General features: G+C 61.9%; 28 protein-coding genes and 4 tRNA genes. 22 read left to right on the plus strand and 10 right to left on the minus strand.

Annotation, left to right across the window (positions count from 1 at the left end; translation table 11 throughout):
• The first annotated feature begins 46 nt into the window (after positions 1–46).
• The 10 genes from tolQ (at position 47) to HWE17_RS15115 (ending at position 5,888) form a co-directional block, all read left to right on the plus strand.
• Positions 47–736: a protein TolQ gene (gene tolQ / locus HWE17_RS15070; RefSeq protein ID WP_034759183.1), complete on the plus strand. Its 690-nt coding sequence runs from the start codon at positions 47–49 to the stop codon at positions 734–736.
• Between the two features lie 15 nt (positions 737–751).
• Positions 752–1,192 carry an ExbD/TolR family protein gene (locus HWE17_RS15075; protein ID WP_223278896.1) on the plus strand — a complete coding sequence of 147 codons (441 nt, stop codon included), beginning with the start codon at positions 752–754 and terminating at the stop codon, positions 1,190–1,192.
• A gap of 48 nt (positions 1,193–1,240) precedes the next feature.
• A complete protein-coding gene (gene tolA / locus HWE17_RS15080) occupies positions 1,241–2,251 on the plus strand; it encodes a cell envelope integrity protein TolA (RefSeq protein WP_217916790.1) in 1,011 nt (336 codons plus the stop codon).
• On the plus strand, positions 2,248–3,525 hold the full coding sequence (gene tolB / locus HWE17_RS15085; protein WP_176389303.1) for a Tol-Pal system beta propeller repeat protein TolB: 1,278 nt from the start codon (positions 2,248–2,250) through the stop codon (positions 3,523–3,525). The genes tolA and tolB overlap by 4 nt, the downstream gene beginning before the upstream one ends.
• A gap of 43 nt (positions 3,526–3,568) precedes the next feature.
• On the plus strand, positions 3,569–4,090 hold the full coding sequence (gene pal, locus HWE17_RS15090; RefSeq protein ID WP_034786578.1) for a peptidoglycan-associated lipoprotein Pal: 522 nt from the start codon (positions 3,569–3,571) through the stop codon (positions 4,088–4,090).
• A gap of 134 nt (positions 4,091–4,224) precedes the next feature.
• Positions 4,225–4,983 carry a tol-pal system protein YbgF gene (gene ybgF, locus HWE17_RS15095; RefSeq protein ID WP_176389304.1) on the plus strand — a complete coding sequence of 253 codons (759 nt, stop codon included), beginning with the start codon at positions 4,225–4,227 and terminating at the stop codon, positions 4,981–4,983.
• A gap of 67 nt (positions 4,984–5,050) precedes the next feature.
• Positions 5,051–5,126, plus strand: a tRNA-Lys gene (locus tag HWE17_RS15100).
• Between the two features lie 89 nt (positions 5,127–5,215).
• A tRNA-Lys gene (locus tag HWE17_RS15105) sits at positions 5,216–5,291 on the plus strand.
• 143 nt (positions 5,292–5,434) lie between these two features.
• On the plus strand, positions 5,435–5,638 hold the full coding sequence (locus tag HWE17_RS15110; RefSeq protein WP_176389305.1) for a stability determinant: 204 nt from the start codon (positions 5,435–5,437) through the stop codon (positions 5,636–5,638).
• Positions 5,613–5,888: a type II toxin-antitoxin system RelE/ParE family toxin gene (locus HWE17_RS15115; RefSeq protein WP_176389306.1), complete on the plus strand. Its 276-nt coding sequence runs from the start codon at positions 5,613–5,615 to the stop codon at positions 5,886–5,888. Before HWE17_RS15110 ends, HWE17_RS15115 begins: the two co-directional genes overlap by 26 nt.
• Before the next feature lie 135 nt (positions 5,889–6,023).
• Here the strand turns inward: HWE17_RS15115 and HWE17_RS15120 are convergent, their stop codons facing one another.
• The 4 genes from HWE17_RS15120 to HWE17_RS15135 form a co-directional block, all read right to left on the minus strand.
• Complete coding sequence (locus tag HWE17_RS15120) at positions 6,024–6,323, minus strand: BrnA antitoxin family protein (RefSeq protein WP_176389307.1); 300 nt, start codon at positions 6,321–6,323, stop codon at positions 6,024–6,026.
• Positions 6,283–6,555, minus strand: coding sequence for a BrnT family toxin (locus HWE17_RS15125; RefSeq protein ID WP_176389308.1), 273 nt, complete (start codon positions 6,553–6,555; stop codon positions 6,283–6,285). The genes HWE17_RS15120 and HWE17_RS15125 overlap by 41 nt, the downstream gene beginning before the upstream one ends.
• Before the next feature lie 82 nt (positions 6,556–6,637).
• Positions 6,638–7,768 (minus strand): acyltransferase, encoded by a 1,131-nt coding sequence (locus HWE17_RS15130; RefSeq protein WP_176389309.1) that lies wholly within the window; start codon positions 7,766–7,768, stop codon positions 6,638–6,640.
• Positions 7,769–7,890: 122 nt separating this feature from the next.
• Positions 7,891–8,232, minus strand: coding sequence for a helix-turn-helix transcriptional regulator (locus HWE17_RS15135; RefSeq protein ID WP_176389310.1), 342 nt, complete (start codon positions 8,230–8,232; stop codon positions 7,891–7,893).
• 100 nt (positions 8,233–8,332) lie between these two features.
• Here HWE17_RS15135 and HWE17_RS15140 point away from each other — a divergent pair, with 100 nt between their 5' ends.
• Positions 8,333–9,421: an NADH:flavin oxidoreductase/NADH oxidase gene (locus HWE17_RS15140; RefSeq protein ID WP_176389311.1), complete on the plus strand. Its 1,089-nt coding sequence runs from the start codon at positions 8,333–8,335 to the stop codon at positions 9,419–9,421.
• Here the strand turns inward: HWE17_RS15140 and HWE17_RS15145 are convergent.
• Both HWE17_RS15145 and HWE17_RS15150 read right to left on the minus strand, forming a co-directional pair.
• A complete protein-coding gene (locus tag HWE17_RS15145; protein ID WP_255206259.1) occupies positions 9,415–10,914 on the minus strand; it encodes an MDR family MFS transporter in 1,500 nt (499 codons plus the stop codon). The genes HWE17_RS15140 and HWE17_RS15145 overlap by 7 nt on opposite strands.
• Positions 10,911–11,369, minus strand: a complete 459-nt coding sequence (locus HWE17_RS15150) for a MarR family winged helix-turn-helix transcriptional regulator (protein WP_176389312.1) — start codon at positions 11,367–11,369, stop codon at positions 10,911–10,913. The genes HWE17_RS15145 and HWE17_RS15150 overlap by 4 nt, the downstream gene beginning before the upstream one ends.
• 119 nt (positions 11,370–11,488) lie before the next feature.
• Between HWE17_RS15150 and HWE17_RS15155 the strand changes: the two genes are divergently transcribed.
• The 3 genes from HWE17_RS15155 (at position 11,489) to dinD (ending at position 12,931) form a co-directional block, all read left to right on the plus strand.
• Positions 11,489–11,564, plus strand: a tRNA-Lys gene (locus HWE17_RS15155).
• A gap of 70 nt (positions 11,565–11,634) precedes the next feature.
• Positions 11,635–11,710 (plus strand) — tRNA-Lys (locus HWE17_RS15160).
• Positions 11,711–11,914: 204 nt separating this feature from the next.
• Positions 11,915–12,931 (plus strand): DNA damage-inducible protein D, encoded by a 1,017-nt coding sequence (dinD, locus tag HWE17_RS15165; RefSeq protein ID WP_255206260.1) that lies wholly within the window; start codon positions 11,915–11,917, stop codon positions 12,929–12,931.
• A gap of 135 nt (positions 12,932–13,066) precedes the next feature.
• Here dinD and HWE17_RS15170 read toward each other — a convergent pair whose 3' ends face one another.
• Positions 13,067–13,789, minus strand: a complete 723-nt coding sequence (locus HWE17_RS15170; RefSeq protein WP_255206264.1) for a helix-turn-helix domain-containing protein — start codon at positions 13,787–13,789, stop codon at positions 13,067–13,069.
• Between the two features lie 123 nt (positions 13,790–13,912).
• On the opposite strand from HWE17_RS15170, the gene HWE17_RS15175 reads away from it, so the two are divergent.
• On the plus strand, positions 13,913–14,170 hold the full coding sequence (locus tag HWE17_RS15175; RefSeq protein ID WP_176389314.1) for a hypothetical protein: 258 nt from the start codon (positions 13,913–13,915) through the stop codon (positions 14,168–14,170).
• Between the two features lie 66 nt (positions 14,171–14,236).
• A complete protein-coding gene (locus HWE17_RS15180) occupies positions 14,237–14,842 on the plus strand; it encodes a YigZ family protein (protein ID WP_176389315.1) in 606 nt (201 codons plus the stop codon).
• A 3-nt stretch (positions 14,843–14,845) separates the two neighbouring features.
• Here the strand turns inward: HWE17_RS15180 and HWE17_RS15185 are convergent, their stop codons facing one another.
• Complete coding sequence (locus HWE17_RS15185; RefSeq protein WP_099404059.1) at positions 14,846–15,235, minus strand: hypothetical protein; 390 nt, start codon at positions 15,233–15,235, stop codon at positions 14,846–14,848.
• A 9-nt stretch (positions 15,236–15,244) separates the two neighbouring features.
• Complete coding sequence (locus HWE17_RS15190) at positions 15,245–15,622, minus strand: nuclear transport factor 2 family protein (RefSeq protein ID WP_176389316.1); 378 nt, start codon at positions 15,620–15,622, stop codon at positions 15,245–15,247.
• A gap of 263 nt (positions 15,623–15,885) precedes the next feature.
• On the opposite strand from HWE17_RS15190, the gene HWE17_RS15195 reads away from it, so the two are divergent.
• The 6 genes from HWE17_RS15195 to HWE17_RS15220 all read left to right on the plus strand — a co-directional run bounded on the left by HWE17_RS15195 (position 15,886) and on the right by HWE17_RS15220 (position 23,214).
• Positions 15,886–17,286, plus strand: coding sequence for an L-cystine transporter (locus HWE17_RS15195; protein ID WP_077401256.1), 1,401 nt, complete (start codon positions 15,886–15,888; stop codon positions 17,284–17,286).
• An 80-nt stretch (positions 17,287–17,366) separates the two neighbouring features.
• A complete protein-coding gene (locus HWE17_RS15200) occupies positions 17,367–18,131 on the plus strand; it encodes a histidine phosphatase family protein (RefSeq protein WP_176389317.1) in 765 nt (254 codons plus the stop codon).
• Positions 18,132–18,147: 16 nt separating this feature from the next.
• Entirely contained in the window at positions 18,148–19,026 is an 879-nt protein-coding gene (locus HWE17_RS15205; RefSeq protein WP_176389318.1) for an NAD(P)H-hydrate dehydratase, read from the plus strand.
• Positions 19,027–19,138: 112 nt separating this feature from the next.
• A complete protein-coding gene (locus tag HWE17_RS15210; RefSeq protein WP_255206261.1) occupies positions 19,139–21,646 on the plus strand; it encodes a TonB-dependent siderophore receptor in 2,508 nt (835 codons plus the stop codon).
• 17 nt (positions 21,647–21,663) lie between these two features.
• Positions 21,664–22,587, plus strand: coding sequence for an S-adenosyl-l-methionine hydroxide adenosyltransferase family protein (locus HWE17_RS15215; protein ID WP_176389319.1), 924 nt, complete (start codon positions 21,664–21,666; stop codon positions 22,585–22,587).
• A 237-nt stretch (positions 22,588–22,824) separates the two neighbouring features.
• Positions 22,825–23,214 carry a hypothetical protein gene (locus HWE17_RS15220; RefSeq protein WP_176389320.1) on the plus strand — a complete coding sequence of 130 codons (390 nt, stop codon included), beginning with the start codon at positions 22,825–22,827 and terminating at the stop codon, positions 23,212–23,214.
• Positions 23,215–23,308: 94 nt separating this feature from the next.
• Here the strand turns inward: HWE17_RS15220 and HWE17_RS15225 are convergent, their stop codons facing one another.
• Positions 23,309–26,530 carry an efflux RND transporter permease subunit gene (locus HWE17_RS15225; RefSeq protein WP_099404066.1) on the minus strand — a complete coding sequence of 1,074 codons (3,222 nt, stop codon included), beginning with the start codon at positions 26,528–26,530 and terminating at the stop codon, positions 23,309–23,311.

A 26,530-nucleotide genomic window follows, 5' to 3' on the forward strand; every position in this document is an offset into this window, starting at 1 on the left:
CCCTACCCGCCACCCCCGGACAATTCACCCAACAGACTGCCAGCCAATGAACGTTACACAAGATCTTTCTTTCCTCGCGCTCATCTCCAATGCCCATTTGATCGTGCAACTGATCATGGCCCTGCTGCTGCTGATTTCCCTGACCAGCTGGACCTACATTTTCCGCAAGATGTTTGCCGTGCGCCAGGCGCGCAAGCAAACCATCGAATTCGAACGCAGCTTCTGGGCTGGCGGCAACCTGCATGCGCTGCACCAGAACGCCAGCGGCAACCGCGACCAGAGCGGCGCGCTGGCCCGCATCTTCGATGCCGGCATGGGCGAATTCATCAAGGGCAAGGCTTCCTACGGTTCGCGTGAAGCGCTGGACGTGGGCGCCGTGCTCGACGGCGCACGCCGCGCCATGCGCGCCGCCTTCCAGCGTGAAATGGACGTGCTCGAATCGCACCTGGCCTTCCTCGCTTCCGTCGGCTCCGTCTCGCCGTACATCGGCCTGCTCGGCACCGTGTGGGGCATCATGAACGCCTTCCGCGGCCTGGCCAACGTGCAGCAAGCCACCCTGGCCGCCGTCGCGCCCGGCATTGCCGAAGCGCTGATCGCCACCGCCATCGGCCTGTTCGCCGCGATTCCCGCCGTCGTCGCCTACAACCGTTTTTCGCATGACATCGACCGCCTGGCGATCCGCTTCGAAAGCTTCGTCGAGGAATTCTCCAACATCTTGCAGCGCCAGTCGCGCTAAGAGGGAGCAGCGTTCATGGGTTCCTCATTCAATAGCGGCGGCATGCGCGGCGGTCGTGGCCGCAAGTTCAAGTCCGAGATCAACGTCGTGCCGTACATCGACGTGATGCTGGTGCTGCTGATCATTTTCATGGTGATGCCGTCGTCGAACAATCCCAGCGTGGTGAACTTGCCCAACGCGGAAAAGTCGGCGAAACCGCCCGATGACTATATTCAGATCGTGCTGAAGCCGAATGGTTCGCTGTCGATCGGCGTCATCGGCAAAGAACAGCTGTCGCCGGAAACGGAACCGAACCGCGACGCCCTGCTGCGCAAGCTGCGCGGTTTGCATGAAAGCAATCCTGACTATCCCGTGATGATCGCGGGCGACAAGGAAAGCAAGTACGACGACGTGATCCAGCTCATTTCGGAAGCGAAAAAGATGGGCATTACCAGAGTCGGCCTGGCCACCAAGTAAGCGCAGCACCCTGTTTCCAGACTTGACCGTTTTTAGATAGACTAGACTTTGCAGAACAAACAATTCGACCATGTACTCGGCAAGCCCTACAGCGTGCCGCGCGAACGCAGCCGCTGGCCCTCGCTGGGCCTGGCGCTGGCGATGCACCTTGGGCTGCTGTTTTTCCTGTGGGTGGGCGTACACTGGCAAAATACGGAACCTGTCGCCGTCGAAGCGGAAGTGTGGGACATGAAGGTGCAGACGGCCGCGCCGCCACCCGAAGTGGCGACGGAACCGGAGCCGACACCAACGCCGCCGCAACCGCAAGTGGAACAGCCGGCCCCGCCGCCACCGCCGCCCGTGGCCGCGCCCGAGCCGAAGGTTGACCTGCGCGAAGCGGAGATCGCCCTGGAACGCAAGAAGGCCAAGCTGAAAGAAGAAAAAGACAAAGCGGCAGCGGAAGAACGCCGCAAGCAGGAATTGAAGGAACGCGAGGAAGAAAAGCGCGAACTGGAAAAACAGAAGCAGAAAGAAAAAGACAAGGCTGAAAAGCTGGAGAAAGAAAAGGCCGACAAGCTGGAGAAAGCCAAGGAAGCCAAAGAGAAAGCGGCGGAAGAAAAAGCCGAGAAAGAACTGTCCGATAAAAAAGCGGCGGCCGAAAAAGCGGCCAAGGCGAAAAAAGCGGCGGCGGAAAAAGCCGCAGCCGACAAATTGCGTGCCGATGACATGAAGCGGATGATGGCGCAGGCAGGCAATGGCACAACGGGCACGGCCGCGAAAGCGACCGCGCCACGCAAGGACAGCGGCTATGTCGCTGCCCTGACGAGCAAGATCAAGAGCAATATCGCGTACAGCGGTAGCACGGACGTGCCGGGCAACCCGCGCGCCGTGTTCAAGATCGAGCAACTGCCAACTGGGGAAATTATTTCGGTCCGAAAGATTAAAAGTAGCGGCCTGCCGGCGTATGACAGCTCGGTGGAAAACGCCATTAATAAATCGTCGCCACTGCCGAAGAAAAAAGACGGCACCGTGGAACGCGAGATTGAACTCATATTCGAGATGAAGGATTTGCCTAAATGATGACCATGAAAAAAATGAGCTATGTCGTGCTCTGCGCCGGCCTGATGCTGGGAGCGTCAAGCGCCCAGGCACAGCTGCGCGTGGAGATTACGGGGATCGGCAGCAACCAGATCCCGGTGGCTGTCGCCAGCTTCGTCAATGAATCGGCGGCGCCGCAATCGCTGTCGGGCATTATCAAGGCCGACCTGGCGCGCAGCGGCGTATTCAAGCTGATCGACGCCGATGCACCCGTATCGGAAACGGCGCCCGTCAGCTACGAGCAGTGGAAATCGCGCGGCGCCGACGCGCTGGCGGCCGGCACCGTGCAAAGCATGGCCGATGGCCGCCTGGACGTGCGCTACAAGCTGTTCGATACCATCAAGGGCGCGCAGATTTCCAGCATGAACAATGCGGCCGCGCCGCAGTTCAACCGCTTGCTGGCGCACAAGATCGCCGATGACATCTATGAGAAGCTGACGGGCGTCAAGGGCGCGTTCGCCACGCGCATCGCCTACGTCACGCAATCGGGCCGCGAATACCGGCTGGAAATCGCCGACGCCGATGGCGAAGGCATCCAGGTCGCCCTGCGCTCGAACGAGCCGATCATTTCGCCGTCATGGTCGCCGGACGGCACCAAGGTCGCGTATGTGTCGTTTGAAAAGAAAAAGCCGATCGTCTACGTACAGAATCTGGTGACGCGCCAGCGCACCATCGTGTCGAATGAAAAAGGCAGCAATTCCGCGCCGAGCTGGAGCCCGGACGGTTCGCGCCTGGCCGTGGCCCTGTCGCGCGACGGCCATACCCAGGTCTACACCGTTAATGCCGACGGCAGCGGCTTGCGCCGCGTCAGCACCAGCAGCGGCATCGATACGGAACCCCAATTCTCGGCCGATGGCCAAAGCATTTACTTCACCAGCGATCGCAGCGGCGGACCACAAATCTACCGCATGTCGAGCAGCGGTGGCGAAGCCAAGCGCGTGACGTTTGGCGGCTCCTACAACATCAGCCCGCGGATTTCGTCCGACGGGAAGACACTTGCTTATATTTCCCGTCGCGACGGCAATTTCCAGCTCTACGCGCTCGACCTGGCTAGTGGCCAGGAACTGCGCCTGTCGGACACCGCCAACGACGAATCACCGAGCTTTTCGCCCAACGGGAAATATATCATGTACGCGACCGAATCCGGACGACGCAAGTCGCTGGCAGTGGTATCGGTGGATGGCCGCGTCAAACAGCGTTTGACTACGCAAGCTGGCAATATCAAGGAGCCCACCTGGGGTCCTTTTATGAAGTAAATGCTGTACAGTTTCACCTTTAACCATGACCCGGAGAATAAAAATGAGTAACTTTAAAAGTTTGGCTTTCATCGCCGCTACCGCAGCTCTGCTGTCCGCCTGCAGCACCCCAGTCAAAGTAGCCGAGACCCCAGTGGTTGAGCGCGCTCCTGAAAAAGTCGTTGCACCAGTTGACACCCGTCAAGTTCAGCCAGTGACGACCGCATCGGTCGATCCACTGGACGATCCAAAAGGCGTGCTGGCTAACCGCAGCATCTACTTCGACTTCGACAAATACGTCGTGCGCGAAGCGGACACCCCAGTCGTGCAAAACCACGCTGGCTACCTGGTGAAAACGCCTAGCCGCAAGATCCTGATCCAAGGTAACACCGATGAACGCGGTGGCGCTGAGTACAACCTGGCCCTGGGCCAGAAACGTGCTGAAGCCGTGCGCAAGTCGATGGCAGCTCTGGGCGTACCAGAAGGCCAAATGGAAGCCGTGTCGCTGGGCAAAGAAAAGCCTAAAGCACAAGGCAGCAACGAAGCAGCATGGGCAGAAAACCGCCGCGCTGACATCGTTTATTGATGTTGACAGGTGAGCGCGGCAGCATTGACGCTTACCTAACTGGCCAGTCATAGGCATAATAATGGGGCGCAGCGCGGTGATTCACCGCCCGGCGCCCCGTTTGCATGTTTGCGTAACCTTAGAAAGCCCGACCCATGATGACATTCTCGAAAGCCGGCGTCGCCGCCGCCTTGATGGCCGCGTTTGCCTACCTGCCCCTGCACGCCAACGCCGCCCTGTTCGATGACGACGAAGCACGCAAGGCCATCCTCGAGCTGCGCGCCAAGGTCGACGCCATGGCGCGTGACCTGAACAGCCGCGTCGACGCCAAGGCGGACAAGACCAGCACCTTGAGCCTGATCAACCAGCACGACCAGACCATGCAAGAGATCGCCCGCCTGCGCGGCCAGATCGAAGTGCTGGGCAACGATCTGGCGAACACGCAAAAGCGCCAGAAGGATTTCTACACCGACATCGACGCGCGCCTGCGCAAGCTCGAACCGCGCCAGGTCACCATCGACGGCCAAGAAGCGGCCGTGGGCGTATCCGAGCAAAGCGCATACGAATCCGCGTTCGGCCTGTTCAAGTCGGGCGACTACAAGGGCGCCGTGACGGCCCTGGACGGCTTCGTCAAGCGCTATCCGGAATCGGCCTATGCGGCCAACGCGCAATACTGGCTCGGTAACGCTTATTACGCCCAGCGCGACTGCAAGAGCGCCATCACGGCCCAGCAGGCCGTGCTGAAGAACTACCCGGACAGCCCGAAGGCGCCCGACGCCATGCTCAACATCGCCAGCTGCTACACGGAGCTGAAAGACAAGCCGAACGCGACCAAGACGCTGAACGCCCTGATCTCGCGCTACCCGGACTCCAGCGCGGCCCAGGCCGCCAAGGAACGGGCCGGCAAAAAGTAAAAGCGGGGAAAAAGTTGCCCGTTAGGTTTGACAGAATCCCGGGTACCCCCTATAATCTTTCTTCTTCGGGTCGTTAGCTCAGCTGGTAGAGCAGCGGACTTTTAATCCGTTGGTCGCAGGTTCGAATCCCGCACGGCCTACCACGAATACGCAGTACTGATCTGCTTGCGAGTTGTTATAGCAAGCATTTTTTTACGGCACAGTGTTACCGAAGTTGTTGTAAAAAGTTTTTGGGTCGTTAGCTCAGCTGGTAGAGCAGCGGACTTTTAATCCGTTGGTCGCAGGTTCGAATCCCGCACGGCCTACCAAATACGTCAGAGAAGCCAACCGTTCGCGGTTGGCTTTTTTGTTTTCAGCAGCATCACTTGCACGCGATGCCATCGCTGACACAAATCAAACGCCTTGTCACCCGCGCTACATCTCTGTCGGACTGTCGTATAATCAGACCATCATGAACGACACCTCATCCTCGACCACGTCCGAAGTTGCGACAACGGAAGCAGCCGAAACATATGACCACTGGTTTCGCGCAAAGGTGCTGACGTCACTCAATGATGATCGCCCCACCGCCTCGCACGAGACAGTCATGGCGCAACTGAGGAAAATCGTCACGCCACAGACTGACGGCCATGCTGCCGATTCAATGGAAGATTGAAGCGCAGGAAGACTTGACCGCGATCCTCACTTACATCGCGCAGCGCAACCAGCCGGCAGCACTGCAGCTTTACAACGACATCGACAACGCCGTTTCCCGACTTCCCTGCCACCCACACCTATACCGATCTGGAAGAGTTTCAGGCACACGTGAACTGGTTGCCCATCCAAACTATGTCGTCGTATATCGTGTTGAAGCAAGTGCGATAGAAATTCTTGCCGTCATGCATACACGGCAACTATATCCCTGAGCAACAATCCTCTCTGCCATACGAAACACCGCTTTTAACGCGGCGCCGGCGGCCAGGCTGGCAGCGGAAGCAGTGGCAGTTCCGCCATTCGTACACGCCCCGCCCCCTGACCTTGCGAGCACCAAAGTTAAGCCACTACACCCGCCGCGCCCGCAGCCACTCCTTCAGCGCATCATTCATGCGCGTTTGCCATCCATCACCGGTGGCCTTGAACGCGTCGAGAATTTCCGCGTCGAAGCGTATGGTCGTGCTGACTTTGCCGCCGCTACCAGCAGGCCTGCCGCGACGACGCGCCATTTCTTGCTGCGCCTCGGGACGGGAAACGGGCTTGTCGCCCACTTGCCAGACGCCCTGCTCAAAAAAACCGTCCGTCAATTCAGGCGCATCGTCGGGGTCAACCCAGGCCTTGCTTGTATTTGTCGATTTCGCGTTCATTTGCCTTCCTCATGCTGATGATTCTGCGCGCCAGGCCACGCGGCGTCCAGACCAATACAATCAGGCGCTCGTCGAGCCAGCCTGCAGTGATAAAGCGGGGTTCTCCATAGTCCTGGCGCTGGTCCGGCAGCGTAATGGTGAGCCCGTCAAACACTTCGTGCGCACGGGCAAAGTCGAGACCACGCTCCCTGAGCGTCTTTTCACGCTTGGCAGCATCAAAAGTGATTCTCATTATTTATTGTAGTAACAAATAATAGAAACAGCCAGCCCTATTTCCGGGCAAGGGCAGCATTAGGACAACTACGTTGTCGCCCCTAACGCGACACCAGCGCCGGCCGCCCGGCCAGATGCACCACCACGCCACCCATCACCCGCCCCAGCGGCACCTCCACCCAGCGGTAAAACGCGGCACCGGCCGCCAGGCTGGCGCCCCAGGCCGTCAGCATGCCCAGCGCCTGCCACTCGGGCTCGAGCGGGACATAGCTGATAAACAGCGCATTCACCAGCAGGCTAACGGGGAAGTGCACGAGGAAGACAGCATATGAAATACGCCCCAGGGCGTTGATGACGTTCCAGGCGCCGCCCTGGGACGGCGTGCGGGCGCGGCCGAACAGGAACAGGGCGCAGGCGGCGATCAGGGCCAGGGCGATGCGGCTGCGGTAGTCGACGGCCAGGGCCAGCAGGACGGGCACGGCGGCCATGGCCATGAGCACGGTCATGGCGCCCGGTTTGCGGGCCGGATCGCTGGCCCACCAGGCCAGCATGCCGAGGCCGTAGCTGCCGAAGAAATACGGCGCCCAGTTGTCCCAGTCCGCGTCGAGATTGAAATACAGCAAGGAAAAAGTGATGCCCACGGTGACGGCCAGCGGCATCAGCCAGTGCCGGCGCCGATGGCCCGCCACGCGGCCGCCCAGCCACAGCAGCGATACCGTCAGCAGGTAGAGCTGGAAATCGATGGCCACGTACCACGCGCCAGCCGACAGCGATTCATAGCCCAGCACGCCATGCAGCAGCAAGGCATGGGCGCTCAGCTGGCCCAGGGTGACGGCGGCCGACATGGAATCGTGCTGCATCCAGATGCTGGCCACGGGCGTAATGATGGCAGCGAGCAAGGTGGCGGCCAGGAAAGGCGGCGCCAGCTTGGCATAGCGGCGCCAGATCGCTTGCAGCGGGGAAGCAATACCGGGACGGCCGGCGGGAGAGAGCGATTTGGCGACGAGAAAGCCGCCGATGACGAGAAACACTTGCACGGCGATACGCGCGCTGCCGCCCAGCCAGCCCAGCAACTCGGGCCACAGCGGCTGCACGTAGTCGGACATGGGTCCGTAAAACGCCAGGTGGTGCAACACGATCAACTGCGCCGCGCCCGCCTTCAAACCATTGATCCAGCCAAACTGCGGACGATGTGCCAGGTCCGCCTGTGATACCACTGCTGCTGCCGTCATTCCCTATCCTTGCCGTGCCAGGTAGTATCGCCAGCCCATCGCGCAACAGGCGCGCGGCTGAGGATTTACCGAAAGGCCGACATCATAGCCGAGCCTGGCAAATGACGGGGCACGGCAGGCGGCTAGACTGCCTGTCCGCCCGCGTCCGGCGCCTCGGGCGCCACTGGCTGCTGCGCCAGGATGGCGTCGAGCAAACCGGGAAAACGGCTCTCGATATCGGCGCGGCGCAGGGTGTTCATGTGCGTCGTGCCCGCGTTTTCCGTGTAGACGAGGCCCGCTTCGCGCAAGACCTTGAAATGGTGGGAGACGGTCGACTTCGGCCGCCCGCCGTCGAGGTCGCCGCAAGCGGCCGCGTCGACTCTGGCCAGGTGGCGCACGATGTCGAGGCGGATGGAATCGCTCAAGGCGTACAGCACTCTTTCAAGGACGAATTCGCTGGCGGGAGGATGTTTGTGTGGGCGCATGAGCAGAATCATACAGCATGCGCTATACTAATTCCATTATTCGAATATTTACGAACTACCGAATCAGTATTTCCATACACCACCATCAACAAAGGCCACCATGTCCGCCCTCTTCCAGCCCTACACCCTCAAAAACGTCACCCTGCGCAACCGCATCGCCGTACCACCCATGTGCCAGTACATGGCCATCGATGGCGTCGCCAACGACTGGCATCTGTCGCATTACGCGGGCATGGCCCGTGGCGGCGCCGGCCTGGTGATCGTCGAAGCGACGGCCGTGGCGCCGGAAGGCCGCATCACGCCCGGTTGCACGGGCATCTGGAACGATGCCCTGGCGCAAGCCTTCGTGCCCGTCGTCAAAGCCATCAAGGCGGCCGGCTCCGTGCCCGGCATCCAGATCGCCCACGCGGGCCGCAAGGCCAGCGCCAACCGCCCATGGGAAGGCGACGACCATATCGCTGACGGCGACGCGCGCGGCTGGCAAACCATCGCCCCGTCCGCCATCGCCTTTGGCGGCGGCCTGCCGAAAGTGCCGCGCGCCATGGACCTCGACGATATCGCCCGCGTGAAACAGAACTTCGTCGACGCGGCCGTGCGCGCCCGCGAAGTGGGCTTCGAATGGCTGGAACTGCACTTCGCCCACGGCTACCTGGCGCAAAGCTTTTTCTCGGCCCACTCGAACCAGCGCGACGATATCTATGGCGGCAGCCTGGAAAACCGCAGCCGCTTCCTGCTGGAAACCTTGAAAGCCGTGCGCGCAGTGTGGCCCGAACACCTGCCGTTGACGATCCGCTTTGGCGTGCTGGAATTCGACGGCCGCGACGAGCAAACCCTGCTTGAATCCATCGGCCTCGTGCGCCAGTTCAAGGATGCCGGCATGGATATGATCAGCGTCAGCATGGGTTTTACCATTCCCGACGTATCGATTCCGTGGGGCCCGGCCTTCATGGGCCCGATTGCCGAGCGCGTCCGCCGCGAAGCGGGCGTTCCCGTCTCGTCCGCCTGGGGCTTCGGCACGCCAGCCATTGCCGAGCGCGTCGTCAAGGAAGAACAGCTCGACGTGGTGATGGTCGGCAAGGCACACCTGGCCAATCCGCACTGGGCATATTTTGCCGCCAAGGAACTCGGCGTGGAACGCGCTTCGTGGACCCTGCCGGCGCCGTACGCGCACTGGCTGGAACGCTACTGATCGTCCTTGACCGTTGCCGGATGCCCCTCCAGGGGCAGTTCCGGCAGGAACAACAGGAAGACCAGTCCCAATAGCAGCAGCACGGCGCCGGCGCCAAACACGCTGGCGATCGCATGGCGGTACACGTCCACCGTCTGCGTCGCCGCCTGCGCACCCAGCGCCGAGACGGCTTCCACGCCGTGCTTGTGCAACTGATGTGCAAGGATGGCGCCGGACGCCGTCACGCCCAGCAAGCCGCCCAGCGAGCGGAAAAAGGCCAGCATGGCCGTACCCACGCCGCGGCGCGCCAGCGGCAAGGCATTTTGCACGGCAATCGTCATGTTCGGCATCACCAGTCCCAGCCCCGTGCCGAGCAAGAAGATGGCCGGCTCAATGACCCAGTAACCGCGCGACGTTTCCATGCCCCAGGCCAGCACGGCAAACGCCAGCAGCGCCACGGCTAATCCCATCACCTGCACCATTTTGTACTTGCCCGAGCGCGACAGCACGCGGCCGTTGAAGATCGACGACGCCACCAGCCCCACCATCATCGGCACCGTCATCACGCCGGACTCCGCCGGACTGGTGCCCATCACCAGCTGGAAAAACAGGGGAAAGAAGACGCTGGCGCCCATCAGGCCCATGAAGGTCACGGCCATCACCAGGCTGGCGATATTGAAGGTGCGGTTCTCGAACAGGTCAGGCGGCAGCACGGGCTCATCCACCCGCCCCACGTGCACGGCCAGCCAGAGGCCCAGCAGCACGGCAATGCCGCCGCACACCTTGATGGCCAGCGCATCCCACGGCCACTCGGTGCCGCCCAGCGCCAGCACCAGCAGGGCCGCCGTGACGGCACCCGTCAGCAATGCCGAGCCAAGATAGTCGATCTGGTGCGCATGCGTGCGCACGGGCTTGCGCATGGCGCGCGCGATGATGACAAAGGCAGCCGCGCCGATGGGCAGGTTGACATAGAAAATCCAGTGCCACGACCAGGCATCCGTGATGACGCCGCCCAGTACGGGACCGAGCACGCTGGTGACGGCATACACGATGGGCACCATGCCTTGCCGCTTGCCCCGCTCGGCCGGCGGCACGATGTCGCCAATGATGATTTGCGCCAGCGGCATGAAGCCGCCCGCACCGAGACCCTGGATGGCGCGGAAGATGATCAGTTCCGTCATGTTCTGCGCCAGCCCGCACAGCACGGAACCGAGCAAAAAGGTCAGCAGGGCCGTGAAGATCATGGGACGGCGGCCGTACTGGTCGGCCAGTTTGCCGTACAGGGGCATGGTGGCCGTCGAGGCCAGCACATACGCCGTCACCACCCACGACAGATGCGCCATGCCGCCCAGGTCATCGACGATGCGCGGCAGGGCCGTGGCGACGATGCTCTGATCCAGCGCACCGAGGCCCAGCACGGCCATCAGGCCCAGGTAGATGGCGCGCACTTCGCGTTCGGTGACGGGCTTGGCCGCGACTTTTTCTGCGCCGGCGGCGTGATCGTGGCCGCTCATGCCTGGCCTATCTCAAGCAGCGGCTGCATGGCCGCTTCCAGTGCATCGATCTGCTGCGGCGTCAGACGGGCGATGCGCTGCGCCAGCGCATCGCGGCGGCGCGCACGCAGGGTTTCGAGGATCGCCAAGCCTTGCGCGGACACCTGTAGCCCCGAGCGGCGCCGGTCTTGCGGATCGGGCGCGCCGCGCTCGACCAGCCCCACCTCTTCCAGCGACTTGACCTGCGCGCTGACGGTCGGCCCGCGCACATTCTGCAGGCGCGCCAGCGCGGCCACGCCGATGCCGGGCTGCTCGTGGATCAGGGCCAGCAGCATGTATTGCATCATCGATACACTACCCTCCAGCTCGCCCCCTTCGCGCTGCATGGAGCGCAGCAGGCGCTTGAACGCCGTACGCAATTCATCGGACAGCGCCAGCGCGCGCTCGGGGATGGGAAGGTCTTCGGTAGTGGGCATGGGAATATATAAGTAGGTAGGCTATCTACCTATATTAATGCACCCCCGAGCGCTGCGCAAGGTTTTTTCCATCCCCGCCCTTCCCAAAACCGCCGCTGGCCGTCATAATAGCCGCCCTTGGGTCGTTAGCTCAGCTGGTAGAGCAGCGGACTTTTAATCCGTTGGTCGCAGGTTCGAATCCCGCACGGCCTACCAAGATTCAGTCGTCATCATGCAAGCATGCTGATACGGCACAGTGTTACCGCAGTTCAGTTGTAAAAGTTTTGGGTCGTTAGCTCAGCTGGTAGAGCAGCGGACTTTTAATCCGTTGGTCGCAGGTTCGAATCCCGCACGGCCTACCAAATACTTCAGAGAAGCCCACGAATTTCGGTTCGTGGGCTTTTTTGTTTTTGGGCGCTCTCTGGTCGCCTCAAAAACCCTCCCGACTCGCACCTAGACCCGCATGGCGCTGTCAAATAAACCACAATCGCAATGCCTTCCTGCTGCAGATGCTCAGTTCAATGGAACCGGTATAAAATCGAGCTTTGGCACAACTGGGAGGTTATATGTCGAAGGACGAAGAAGGCGCGACTGCGAACCGTCAAACTGCTAAAGCTGCGCTCGACAACATTCGCCGCATGCTAAAAGGTGAGGTAGGGTTTCCCGCCCCAGGGGACGCTACAGCTGAGATGATTAAGGCTGCCGTTCCAGTTGTGCAGTCACCTCCTGAAGATCTTCCATTCCATGGCACCTCAGAGCAAGTAATCGCAGGCTTCGAAGATGCGGCGAAAACGACTGATGAGAACATCCAATATTGGAGTGCACTTGAACTGATGAAACTGTTGGGCTATGGAGTCTGGCAAAACTTTGAAGGTGTCATACAGCGTGCATATATCGCCTGTAATCAAAGTGGGTTCACCATCAATGAGCATTTTTCGGAAATACGCGAGAACGTTAAAACTCAAGCAGGAGTGGAGTCGCGAATTCGCGATATCAACGTTACCAGATACGGCGCATATTTGATTGCGCAAAATGCCGACTCCAAGAAGAAACAGGTGGCGTTTGCTCAAACATATTTTGCGGTGCAAACGCGCCGACAAGAATTACAAAGAGATTATGATGAGCAGCTAGTTGAGCAACATCGCCGCCTGTCATTGCGCAGTGACATTGCTGTGCACAATAAGGACTTGGCAGATGCAGCGAAAGACGCTGGTGTAGTTCAGCCAATGGAGTATGCAGCGTTCCAAAACGCTGGCTACCGAGGTCTCTACAACGGACTGGATGCGGCGGGCATCAAAACCACCAAGAGACTCACCGGAAATGCGAAGATTTTAGATCACATGGGCAGCACGGAACTAGCTGCGAATCTTTTTCGTCTTACACAAGCTGAGGAAAAACTACGCCGCGAGGGGATAAAGGGCAAGTCTAACGCCAACGCTGCGCACTACGATGTGGGCCAAAAGGTGCGCAAGGCTATTGCGGACATTGGAGGTACTATGCCCGAGATGTTAGAAGTAGCAGAAGATATCAAGAAAGTTCAGCAACGTTTAGAAAATAAGAAAGCCGTGAAAGAATTAAAATAACATAGGGTCCGGTAGGAACCGGGTCAAGTCCGACATTCGCGGTAGGAACCGGGTCAAGTCCGACATTCGTACACGATTTCAGCCTTGACCATCTCTATCTGCAGCAAGTTGCGCCTTATCAAATACCGATATTGCTCATTCATTGTCATGCCCTTCCCCATACCTCCCCGGCGTCACCCCCATCACCCGCTTGAACATGGCGATGAAGGCGCTGACATTATCGTAGCCCAGGTCCAGCGCAATCGTCGTGACGGGCTGGCCACTAGCCAATAATTCCAGGGCGCGCAGGATGCGGGCGCGCTGGCGCCAGGCCGAGGGGGTAAAGCCGGTCTCCTGAGTAAAACGGCGCGCCAGGGTGCGCGGCGACACGCCGGCCCAGGCGGCCAGCGCTTCCACGCCCCGCTCGTCGGCCAGGTCATCGAGGATGGCGCGCGCCACGCGCAGCAGGCGCGGGTCCGTGGGCAGGGGCAAGCCGAAGGATTCGTGCGGCGAGGAGGCGATTTCATCGAGGATGACGCCCGATATCCGTTCTTGCCGAGCATCGAGCGCGCCATCGTCCCAGGCGCTGGCGCGGTTCACCGCTTCGCGCAGCAGGCCCGAGACGCGCATCACGCAAGGCGCGGCGGGCAAGCTGGCGCAACTGGCTTCGTCCACATACACGCTCCAGCCCGCAAACGGTCCATGCGAACGCAGGCCATGGACGTGATGGGGCGGCATCCACACGCAGTGGCTGGCCGGCACCACCCATTGCCCGCTGTCGGCGGCAACGGAGAGCAAGCCCCGCATTGCGCCGAACAGCTGGCCGCTGGCGTGGCGGTGCGCCGCCGTCACCCGCTGCTGCGGCTGGGTAATGCGCATGGCGCGCAGCGGCAGCGATGGCGACAAGATTGGCGGATTTGACGTATTGAATGACATAAACAATGCAGGCAAGACAATCCAGCCATCATACAGTGGAGTCTCTTACTATTTCAGGAGTTCACCATGCGCGCAGAAGACGTATTGCCGGATCAACAAAACCAGGGCCAGTTCAATGGCGTCACCGTACGCAAGGGAACGGTGGGCGCCTTCCTGGCCAATGCCCGTGTATGGCTGGATGAGTCCAGCGGCGTCGCCGAACGGACCATGGCCGAGCGCGACATTGTCGACGCCTTGCCCGCTCTGCACGCGCTGGGACTGTTCGATATTGTGCAAGTGCGCGATGCGGCGCTGCGCGAACTGGTGGCTGCCCCTGCAGCGTGAGCAGGCTGACTCGTCCACGGCGCGCATTTCCTCTATCATGCTGCTTTGCCCGCCTTCGCACCCGCCATGCCGTTTACCATTGCCACCCCCGTCCACAGCGAACTGATCATCAAGAAAAGCCGTTTCATCGGTTGCGTGCAGCCGATGACGGACCGCGCAAGCGCGCAGCAGGTGGTCAATGACTTGAAGGCGCAGCATCCGGGCGCCTGCCATGTGTGCTGGGCCTTGCTGGCGGGCGGGCAGTCGGCGGCCGTCGATGATGGCGAACCGAGCGGCACCGCCGGGCGGCCCATGCTCGACGTGCTGCGCCACCAGGACCTGGAAGGCGTGCTGGCGACCGTCGTGCGCTACTTTGGCGGGATCAAGCTGGGCGCGGGCGGCCTGGTGCGCGCCTACACGGATAGCGTGGCGCAAGCGCTGCTGCAGGCGGAAAAGACGGCCATCGTGCGCCAGCGCACCCTGCGCTGCACGGTGCCGTATGCGATGGAAGGCATGCTGCGCCGCGAACTCGATGGCGCCGGCGCCACCTTGCTGAACGTGGAGCACGGCGAGCATGTGCTGTTCGACTTCAGCCTGGCGGAAGCGGCGGCTACCACCCTGCTGGCCCACCTGCATGAGGCGGGCAATGGGCGGATAGCCTGGCTGAAAGTGGAAGCCGAAGAGGAAGAATAAAACTTACAAGTTGGGCGGGCGCTTAATCTGCAGCAAGATGAAATGCGTCCACGCCAGCGCCGGCAGCACCATCAGCAACAGCATCAGTCCGGCCGGCATGTCTGGCACGAAACGCACGAAGCAGCCGAGGAAACCGGCGATGGCCAGCCAGAAGCGCCAGTTGAACGCGTATGCCTTGCGCGCCACGGTGGCCAGCGCGATGCGCCAGAATTCCAGCAAGGCCCACACGCCGCCCGTCAGCAGCAGCGCGGCCAGGGCATTGGCGCCGGGGGCGTCGGCCCAGGTACGCACCAGGTTGTACAACAGCACAGGATAGCCGGCCGTGATGGCCAGGGTGGCCGGGCCGGCGGCGATGACAGCTTCAAACAGCTGCCCTTTGGAACGATGATCCACTGATACCCCTCAAGCCACGACGCCCGAATGGGCGGCGATCACTTGCAGCGCGCCGGCCGCATCCTGCGCCCATACGCGCGTAAAACGGAAGTCGCCATGCGTTTCCACGTCGTGATAGCTGCCCGTCAGTTGCATGCGCACGGAGACGACGGCCACGTTGCCGCTGATGCGCACATGGCGCTCGGACGCGCGCAGATCCGTGATGGCCAGCAGGCGCTGCTCGTGCGCGGCCAGGTCCGCATGTTTGCTCAGCAAGTGGCCCAGGTGATTGGTAAACAACAAGTCGTCGGCCAGCAAGACATTCAACGCGGCCACGTCGGAGGCCATCATGGCCAGGCGCAAGCGCTCTTCCGCATCGAGCACTTGTACTTCAGTTAATGCATTCATCTTCTTCCTATCAAATAGTCTGGCGCATATTAGCAAACGGGAAAAGCATGCTTGCACGAAATAGCTAAATTCACAATCAGCCACAAGGCTTATACCTGTGAAGCATATTTATATAGCGTAATATTCGCAGCGGTATTGCGCAAAACGCCACCATAGTACTGTACAGTGCTTGCCCTTCCGCCCCGGGCTGGGGCAACTGTCAGTTGTAGTACTGTTTTATGTGCTCCGTGCAGTCTCGAATAAAACCAAGATAAGGCCCCTTCATGGCAATTAACATCATCCTCAACCTGCTCGTTGCGTTGCTCGTCTTCGCTTTCATGTTCCACCAGCAACGCAAACACGCGACGTTTACCGTGCGCGTCTTCACGGGCCTGGGCCTGGGCGTGCTGCTCGGCGCGGCCGTGCAGTGGCTGTACGGCGCCGGCTCGCCCATCATCGCGGGCACCAACGAATACATCGACATCGTCGGCAGCGGCTACGTCAAACTGCTGCAGATGATTATCATGCCGCTGATCATGGTCTCCATCATCTCCGCCATCCTGAAACTCAAGGACGCAAGTTCGCTGGGCAAGATCAGCGCGCTGACCATCGGCACCCTGCTCATCACCACGACCGTCGCCGCCGCGCTGGGCATTTTGATGGCCAAGCTGTTCGGCCTGACGGCTGTCGGCCTGACGTCGAGCGCGGCTGAAGTGGCGCGCGGCGTGCAGCTGCAAGGCTCGCTGGAAACGGCGAAAGCCCTGTCCCTGCCGAAACTGCTGGTCAGCTTCGTGCCGACCAACCCCTTCCTCGACATGACGGGCGCGCGCAAGACGTCGACCATCGCCGTGGTGGTGTTCTCCATCTTCATCGGCATCTCGGCCACCGGCATCGCCGCGAAAAAGCCGGAAATCTTCGCCTCGTTCGAGAACTTCATGAAAGTGGCGCACGCCATCGTCATGCGCATGGTTACCCTGGTGCTGCGCCTGACGCCGTACGGCGTGTTCGCGCTGATGTTTGAAGTGGTGGCCTCGTCGAGCTACACGGACATCTTGAAATTGATCAACTTCGTCGTCGCCTCGTACAGCGCGCTGATATTGATGTTCCTCGTGCATCTGGCCATCATCGCCGGCGTGGGCCTGAACCCGCTGCGCTTCGTGAAAAAAGTCTTCCCCGTGCTGGCCTTCGCGTTCACGTCGCGCACCAGCGCAGGCTCCATTCCGATGAGCGTGCAGACACAAACCCAGCGCCTGGGCACGCCGGAAGGCATCGCCAACTTCGCCGCCTCGTTCGGTTCGACCATCGGCCAGAACGGTTGCGCCGGCATCTATCCGGCCATGCTGGCCGTCATGATCGCCCCGACAGTCGGCGTCGATCCCTTCACGATCAGCTTCCTGCTGCCACTGCTGGCCATCATCACCATCGGTTCCGTCGGCGTGGCCGGCGTGGGCGGCGGCGCCACGTTTGCCGCCCTGATCGTACTGTCGGCGATGGACTTGCCCGTCGCGCTGGCCGGCTTGCTGATCTCGGTCGAACCGCTGATCGACATGGGCCGTACGGCCCTGAACGTGAGCGGCTCGATCACGGCCGGCACCGTCACCAGCCGGGTCATGGGACAGACCGACCTGGCCGTCTACAACAGCGACGACGCGCCGGACCTGGACGAAGCGGAGCACGCAGCCTAAGAACGTATCCAGCGGCGCGCCGCGCCTTGCCGCTTTCCTCTATATTGATTCACAATAAATGCAGAGGAAGGCGCAAGGCGATGGAACAGAAATGGCCGCAGCAAATCTGGATCGTGCGTCACGGCCAAAGTGCCGGCAACGTGGCGCGCGATGCCGCCGAAGCGGAAAAGCAGTTGTTGATCGCCATCGCCGAGCGCGATGTCGATGTCCCCCTCTCCGAGCTGGGCACGCGCCAGGCGCAAGCCCTGGGCGACTGGTTCGCTACACTTCCCCCTGAACAACAACCGACCGTCGTGCTGTATTCGCCGTACGTGCGGGCGCAGCAGACGGCGCAAGCCGTGCTGGCGCGCATCGATGCGGACAGCTTGAACTCCGTGGTGGCCGACGAGCGCCTGCGCGAAAAGGAATTCGGCATCCTCGACCGGCTGACCGTGCACGGCATCGCCAGCAAATACCCGGAATTGCACGAGCAGCGCCAGCACGTGGGCAAGTTTTATTTCCGTCCACCAGGCGGCGAAAGCTGGTGCGACGTTATCTTGCGCCTGCGCAGCGTGCTCGACACCATCACCCGCGAATACCGGGGCGAACGGGTGCTGATCGTGGGCCACCAGGTCATCGTCAATTGCTTCCGCTACCTGCTGGAACGCTGCGACGAGGAAGCCATCCTGGCCATCGACAAGGCGGCCGACGTGCCCAACTGCGGCGTCACTTCGTACGCCTTCAACCCCGCCCTGGGCAAGCACGGCAAGCTGCAGCTGGACCTGTGCAACTTCGTCGCGCCTTTGGTCGAATCGGGCACACCCGTCACGGCCCAGCCCGACATGCCGGCCGCGCCCAAATCCTAGTTTTTCGGAGGCATGCATGGACACTACCGACATCACCGCTACCCTGCTGCGCTCATGGCCCCTGCCCATGCCCCAGCCCGACGGCGACAAGGAAGTGCGCGGCCATTTGCTGATCGTTGCCGGCTCGGCCGAGATGCCGGGCGCCATCCTGCTGGCCGCCACGGCCGCCCTGCGCGCGGGCGCGGGCAAGCTGACCCTGGCGACGGGTGCATCGGTGGCGGCGCAAGTGGCCGTCGCCATGCCCGAGGCTCGGGTCATCGGCCTGGACGAAACGGCGCTGGGCGGCTTTCGCCATGAAGCGCAACATCAGCTGGCGCCGCTGGCCGGCAAGGTGGATGCCGTGCTCGTCGGGCCAGGCATGTGCGACACGGCCGCCAGCTGCGAACTGATGCGCCATCTGCTGCCCCTGTTTGCGGACAGCCGGCTGATCCTTGACGCCTGCGCCATGCAGGTCGTACGCAAGCCCGCGCACTTCCGTTTTGATCAGCCCGTGCTGCTGACGCCGCACGCGGGCGAACTGGCCCAGCTGATGGGCCTGTCGAAAGACGCCGTGCTGGCCGACCCGCATGCCTGCGCCATGGACGCGGCGCGGCGCTGGAACGCCATCGTCGCCCTGAAAGGCGCGCTGACCGTCCTCGCCATGCCCGATGGCACCAGCTGGACACATGCGGGCGGCAACATCGGCCTGGCCATTTCCGGTTCCGGCGACACCCTGGCCGGCATCATCACGGGCCTGGCCGCGCGCGGCGCGCCGTTGGAACAAGCTTGCGCCTGGGGCATCGCCCTGCATGCGCTGGCGGGCGAACAGCTAGCCCTGCGCTTCGGCATCCTCGGCTACCTGGCGCGCGAAATCCCGGCCGAGATTCCCGCCCTGCTGCGCAATCTGGCGGCATAAAAACAACAGCATAAGCATATCCAGAAAGAATCGTTAGCGCCGGCGCGTGCCTCCCTTAAGCTCATTGCAACTGTTTCCACACGAACACTAATCGAGCCCAAAGGACACCGCCTTGTATCCGCGCAATTCGACCACCACGCCTTCCCTTCCCGCCACGCCGCTGCGCGCCATCGTTCTGGCCTGCGCCATGCTGGGCACCGCGCCCGCCTGGGCCCAGGACGCGCAGACCACCACCGGCGGCGCCGCTGAAACGGCCGGCGCCAGCATCGACCAGGTCACCGTCGTCGGTTCGCGCGCGCGCAACCGCACGGTGTTCGACAGCAGCGTGCCCATCGACCGCTTCGGCGCGCGCGAAGTGAGCAATGCGCTGTCGACGGGCGACGTGGGCGCGGCCCTGCAAAACCTGTCGCCGTCGATCAACTTCCCCCGTATCGAGTCGAGCGGCGCGTCGGACTCGGTGCGCGGCATCCAGTTGCGGGGACTGGCGCCCGACCAGGTGCTGGTGCTGATCAACGGCAAGCGCCGCCACACGAGCGCCGTGCTCGACACGGAAAGCAGCTTCGCCGGCACCGTGCCGGTCGACATCAACGCCATTCCGCCCAACGCCATCGACCACATCGAAATCCTGCGCGACGGCGCCGGCGCCCAGTACGGCAGCGATGCCGTGGCGGGCGTCATCAACATCGTGCTGAAAAAAGCGCGCACAGGCGGCGCCGCTTCCATCAGCTATGGCGCCAACCACACGCATTTCGAGCCGACCGATCAAACCCTGACGGATGGCCAGACCGTCATCGTCAACGCCGACTATGGCGTGCCGCTGGGCGAAGCGGGCTTCTTTCGCTTCGGCGCGGAAACGCGGCGCCGCTCGCCCACGGAACGGGCCGGCCCCAGCGACGCGGGCTGGACGTCCTACAACTTCACGCCAGCCGACCAGGCGCTCGACGGCAAGGTCGTGTTCAAGTCCGGCGACTCGCGCCAGCGCAACAACTATTTGTTCTACAACACCCAGCTCACCCTGGCCAACGGCCTGGACCTGTACTCGTTTGCCACCCTCAACGAACGCAAATCCGACGGCAGCGCCTACTTCCGCTATCCGGGCGACCCGTCGAATGTACTGGCCCTGTATCCGAACGGCTACCGCCCCGTCACCAACGGCGACAAGCGCGACCTCAGCATCGTGGCCGGCGTGCGCGGCAGCGCGGGCGAGTGGAACTGGGACGCCAGCGCGCGCCACGGCAGCGACCGCTTTGACTACGGCGTGAGCCACTCTGTCAACGCCTCGCTGGGCGCGGCCAGCCCCACGCGTTTCAAGCTGGCCGGTTTCGACTTCCGCCAGAACGCCTTGAACATCGATGCCACACGCAGCATCGACATCGGCTTGCCCGCCCCCTTGAGCGTGGCGGTGGGCGCCGAATGGATGCGCGAAACCTACACCAGCTCGGCCGGCGACCCTGCCTCGTACGCGGCCGGCAGCTTCACGGATGCGCCACCGGGCGCGCAGGCGGGACCGGGCCTGCGTCCATCGGACGCCTACGACGGCAGCCGGCAAATCCGCTCCGTGTATGTGGACGTGGAAAGCGACCTCACGCCGCGCCTGCTGGTGGGCGCCGCCGCACGCTATTCCGACTACAGCGACTTCGGCAGCGCCAGCACGGGCAAGTTGTCCACGCGCTATAAAGTAACGAATAATTTCCTCGTGCGCGGCTCGCTGTCGAACAGCTTCCGCGCGCCGGCCCTCGTGCAGACGGGCTTCCGCTTCGCCACACTGAACTTCAACGCCGATGGCACGGCCCTGCAAACGGCGGCATTGCTGCCGGCCAGCGACCCGCTGGCGCGCAGCTTCGGCGCGCAACAGCTGAAACCTGAAAAATCGACCAACGTCTCGCTGGGCCTGGCCTGGAAACCGGCCGCCGCCACCAGCGTGACGGTCGACGCCTACGTGATCCGCATCCGCGACCGCATCACGCGCTCGAGCGACTTGCAAAGCGACGCCGTCACGGCCTACCTGGCTGCGAATGGCCGCAGCGACATCCAGTCCGTGGCCTACCTGGCCAACCTGCTCGACACGCGCACAAAGGGGCTGGACGTGGTGCTGAACCATGACCTGTCGTTCACGTCAGGCAAGCTGAACCTGAACGCGGCGCTGAACCTGAACAAGACCAGCCTCGACAAGGTACGCCAGAGTGCCGCCGCGCTGTCCAATATCGATCCAAGTCTGACCCTGCTGACGGAGACGAGTTTGTTCCGCATCAAACATGCGTCCCCCAACAGCAAATTGATACTCGGCGCCGACTGGCAGGCGGCCGGCTGGGGCGTGCAGGCGCGCGCCACGCGCTTTGGCGAGCTGAAAGATTTTTCGTACGACAGCGATGCGCCCCTGATCGACGGCATCCCCGCACAGCGCTTCGGCGCCGTCTGGTCGCTGGACCTGGAAGGCCAATTGAAACTGAGCAAGCAGCTGACCTTGAGCGTGGGCGGCAACAATATCCTCGACCGCTATCCGCAGCGCGTGCGTGAAACAAATAACGCCACGTATGGCGGCGCCCTGCCCTACAATTTCATCAACCCCATCGGCGTGAACGGCGCGTATTTCTACGCCAAGCTCAGCTACACGTTTTAACGTTACGGAAAGAACCCATGATCATCAAGAAAATTTCCCACCTCGTCGCCGGCGCCTGCCTGAGCACCCTTCTGCTGTCCGCCGCGCAAGCCGCATCTCCGCTGGTGCTGATGACGGACTTCGGCACGGCCGATGGCGCCGTGTCGGCCATGCATGGCGTCGCCTATGGCGTCGATCCCCAGTTGACCATCTCGGACCTGACGCACCAGATTCCCGACTACGACATCTGGCTGGGCGCCTACCGCTTGTATCAGACGGCCAATTACTGGCCGCAAGGCACGGTGTTTGTGTCCGTTATCGACCCGGGCGTGGGGACCAATCGCAAGTCGGTGGTGCTGAAAACCAAGGGTGGACGCTTTTTCGTGGGGCCGGACAATGGCCTGTTCACCCTGATCGCCGAGCGCGACGGCGTGGCCGAACTGCGCGAAATCGATGAAAAGGTCAACCGCCTGGCCGGCTCCGCCGAGTCGTACACCTTCCATGGCCGCGATGTGTACGCGTATGTCGGTGCGCGCCTGGCGTCGGGCGCCATCACGTATGAACAGGTGGGCCCGCAATTGCCGAGTGAATCCGTGGTGAAAATCGCGTATCAAAAGCCTGTGCGCGACGGCAACACCATCCGCGGCATCGTGCCCGTGCTCGACGTCAAGTATGGCAATGTGTGGACGAATATCCCGAAATCGCTGCTCGACGAATTGCAGGTAAAGCTGCACGATCCGCTGCAAGTGCGCATCTTGCACAAGGGTAAGCAAGTGGCCAAGGTGACGGCGCCATTCGAGCACACGTTTGGCGGCGTCGCCAAGGGCAAGCCGCTGGTCTACCTGAACAGCCTGCTCGACGTGGCCGTCGCCATCAGCCAGGGTGACTTTGCTGCCAAGCATCACATCGAATCGGGCGTGGATTGGGAAGTGGAAGTGAGCAAGGCCCCTGCCGCCAAATAAACCACCCGAAAACGGCCAGGGCATCCTGCCCTGGCCGTTTTCGTATCCCATGCGGGTTTGCGCTACATCAAACGCAGCGCTGTCCCCGCCTCCGCCAGCACCCAGCACGGGCAACTCCGGTGAACCTGTGCCATCCCACCTACTCTAATTCTTGCAAGCGATGCCAGCCTTGTTCCAGATACGCAATCTGGCGAGGCATGCGTTTCCACGACAGTCTTTCACTGAAAAGGAATCATCATGACGGCTACACTCCTGACCACCAGCAAGCTCGTCTTCGGCAGCGCCATCGTCTGTGCGCTGCTGGGCGGTTGCAACAAACGCAACGACACCAATACCACCGCTACGCCGGCCACCACCGCGCTGGCGACGCCGCCCGCCACCAGCGGCACATCCGGCACCACGGGCACGACCAATCCGGACACCACCACGCCGGCCACGCCAGGCACCACGCCGGGCATGACACGGGGCACCACCACCAATCCCGATGGCACTACCACGCCCAATAACGGCACGGGAACTGGCACCGGCACAGGAACGACGCCCGGCACGGGAACTGGGACTGGTACGGGAACTGGCACGGGGACCGGGACTGGGACCGGCACCACGCCACCACCGCGCAACAGCTAGCGCGCCCTGGCTGGCTGGCCTGGCAAAAAAAGAGCCTTCCGAGGAAGGCTCTTGAAATACCACGGCACAGCGTAAGCTGCGCCTTGGCCCGGTATTACTTTTGCAGGCTGACCGATGTCGCCTTCGGCGTGCGGCGTCCCATCAGGAACAGCACGGCCTTTTTCAGCATGCGGTAGACGAAGCGCACCAGCAGCAAGGTCAGCACGCATTCGAGCAAGGTCAATATCATGGCCACGGCGACCGGCATGCGCGCGGCGCGGCGGTGGAACTTGGCCACGGCGCCATCGCGGGCGATCTCGATGCTGTCGTAAAAGGTCGGCACGACCAGCAGGGTCAGTATCGTCGACGTGATGGTGCCGCCGATGATGGCGATCGCCAATGGACGATAGAACTCGCCGCCCTCGCCCAGGCCCAGCGCCACGGGGAACATGCCGGCGATCAGCGCAAACGTCGTCATCAGGATGGGGCGCAGACGCATGCGGCCCGCATACATCAATGCGTCTTCGCGGCCATGGCCCTCTTCCTCGCGCTTGCGCGCCGCGTCGAGCAGCAGGATGGCGTTCTTGGCGACCAGGCCCATCAGCATGATGATGCCGATAAAGCTCATCAGGTTGAGGGTGTTGTTCGTGATCACCAGCGCCACTACCACGCCAATCAAACTGAGCGGCAAGGACATCATCACGGCCACCGGCGCCGTGAAGGAACCGAACTGCATCACCAGGATCAAATACATCAGGCCGATACCCATCACCAGCGCGATCAGCATTTCCGTGAACAGCTCTTGCTGGTCCTGGCCGGCGCCGCCCAGCGCCAGGCCGTAGCCGGGCGGGAAGTCGATGGAGTTGGCCAGCTTCATGGCGTCGCTCGTCACTTCGCCATTTGAGCGGCCCTGCGCATTGGCCGACACGGTGATCGTGCGCTTGCCATTCTTGTGCTCGATGCCGGACGGACCCTTGCCCATGGTGATGGTGGCGATCTGGTCGAGCGGCACCATTTGCGACGTGCCCGTCACGCTGATCGGCAGGCGCTCGATGTTTTCCGACGCCACGCGGTCATCGGGATGCAGGCGCACGGCCACGTCGCGCGTTTCGCCCGTCGGATCGACCCAGTCGCCCACTTCCACACCGGCAAACGCCACGCGCAACGATTGCGCCGCGTCATTGACGGAAATGCCCATCGAGTTGGCCAGGCCACGGTTCAGTTCGATCTGCAGTTCGTTCTTCGGATCCTGCTCGGACAAGCCCACGTCGACGGCACCAGGAATGGCGCGCAGCTTGTCCATGTAGGCATTCGTGATTTCCATGAGTTTACGCGAATCCGGGCCCGTGAATTCCACCTGGATCGGCTTTTGCGAACCGTTGCTCAAGTCATCCTGCACCACGTATTCGGCGCCCACCAGGCGCGACATCTTCTCGCGCAACTCGACCGCGATTTCCTTGGCCGAACGCTTGCGGGTATTGCGCTTGCCGATGTCGACATACACGCGTCCGCCACCCGCATTGATGGAGCTGTTGGTATCCTTGGTTTCAGGCAAGGTGCGCGCCAGTACGGCCGCCGCTTCCAGTTTCAGACGCGAATACTCGATGCTGCTCGACGATGGCGTGCGCACATTAATCATCAAGTTGCCCGAATCGGATGCCGGCAAGAAACTCGTGCCGCCATGCGTGGAGTGCAGGACGATGGCGCCCACCAGGCTGCCGAAGGCGATGACGGCCATCCAGCGGCGGTGATGCAGGGCCCAGGCGATCACGCGGCCATAGCGGTCGGCTTGATGGTCGAACCAGTGGTTGAATTTTTCCAGCACGCGGCCAATACCCTTTTTCGGCGCCGAGTGTTCCTCGACCGGGTCGCCCCAGTAGGCCGACAGCATCGGGTCGAGCGTAAACGAGATGCCCAGGCTGACGAGCACCGAGCACGTCACCGTCAAGGCAAACGGACGGAACCATTCGCCGGAGATACCAGGCATGAAGGCCACAGGAATGAAGACGGCGATGATGGAGAAAGTCGTGGCGGCCACGGCCATCCCGATCTCGGCCGTGCCTTCCAGCGCGGCCGTGCGGCGATCCTTGCCCATCTGCATGTGGCGCACGATGTTTTCGCGCACCACGATGGCGTCATCGATCAGCACGCCAATGGCCAGCGACAGGCCCAGCAGAGTCATGAAGTTCAGGGTGAAGCCGCACAGCCACACGGCAATGAAGGCGGCAATCACGGACGTCGGCAGGCTCAGCGCCGTGATCAGGGTCGAACGCCACGAGTTCAGGAAGGCGTAGACGACGAAAATCGTCAGCACGGCGCCCAGCACCAGCGATTCGATCACATTGTTCAAGCTATGCTGGGCGTTTTCGCCGCCGTCGCGCGTCACTTGCAGGATCGTGCCTTTCGGCAAGGTCTTGTTGATTTCCGCCACCATGTCGCGGATCTTGTTGGCCACGCTGACGGTGGAGGCGTCGCGCACGCGGGTGATGGAAATGCCCACGTTGGGCTTGCCGCTGCGCATGCTCAGGCTGTTGACTTCGGCAAAGCCATCCTCGATGGTGGCCACTTGCGCCAGGCGCACGATTTCCTCGCCGCGGCGCTTGATCACCACTTTCTCGAAGTCGCTTGGCGACTCGATGCGGCCGACCAGGCGGATGCTTTTCTCGTCCAGGGTGCCGCGCACCTTGCCCACCGGGGCATTCGTGTTCTGGTTGCGCAAGGCGGTCACGACGTCGCTGACGGACACATTATATTCACGCAATTTTTCCGCCCGCAGCAGCACGGACAGTTCGCGTTTCAGCGAGCCGCCCACGTTGACCAGCGCCACGCCATCGACGGTGCGGAAGCGGTCCGACAGCACGTCTTCGGCCAGGCGCGAAATTTCCGCATGGCTTTGCGCATTCGACGACAGCGCCAGCTGCATGATCGGTTCGGCGGCCGGGTCGATGCGCTGCAGGATAGGCTCGCGCATTTCCGTCGGCAACTTGTAGCGGACGGCGGCAATCGCATTGCGGATATTGTCGGACGCTTCGATCAAATTGGTATTGAAGGAAAACTTCAGGAAGATGCTGGCCGAACCTTCATTCGAATCGCTGTTGACCTCGGTCACGCCGGAAATGCTTTGCAAGGATTTTTCCAGGCGGTTCACCACTTCGCGCTCGACCGTGTCGGGCGATGCGCCCGGGTAAGGAATGCTGACGACGATGAACGGCACTTCGACGTCCGGATTCTGGTTGACGCGCAATTTCTTGAGCGCCAGCAAGCCGACGCACATCATGGCCAGGATCAGGACGATGGTGGCGGTGGGCCGCTTGATACTGAAATCGGAAAGGAACAT

It is taken from the genome of Janthinobacterium sp. BJB401, from assembly GCF_013372745.1.
Taxonomy (GTDB): domain Bacteria; phylum Pseudomonadota; class Gammaproteobacteria; order Burkholderiales; family Burkholderiaceae_D; genus Janthinobacterium; species Janthinobacterium rivuli.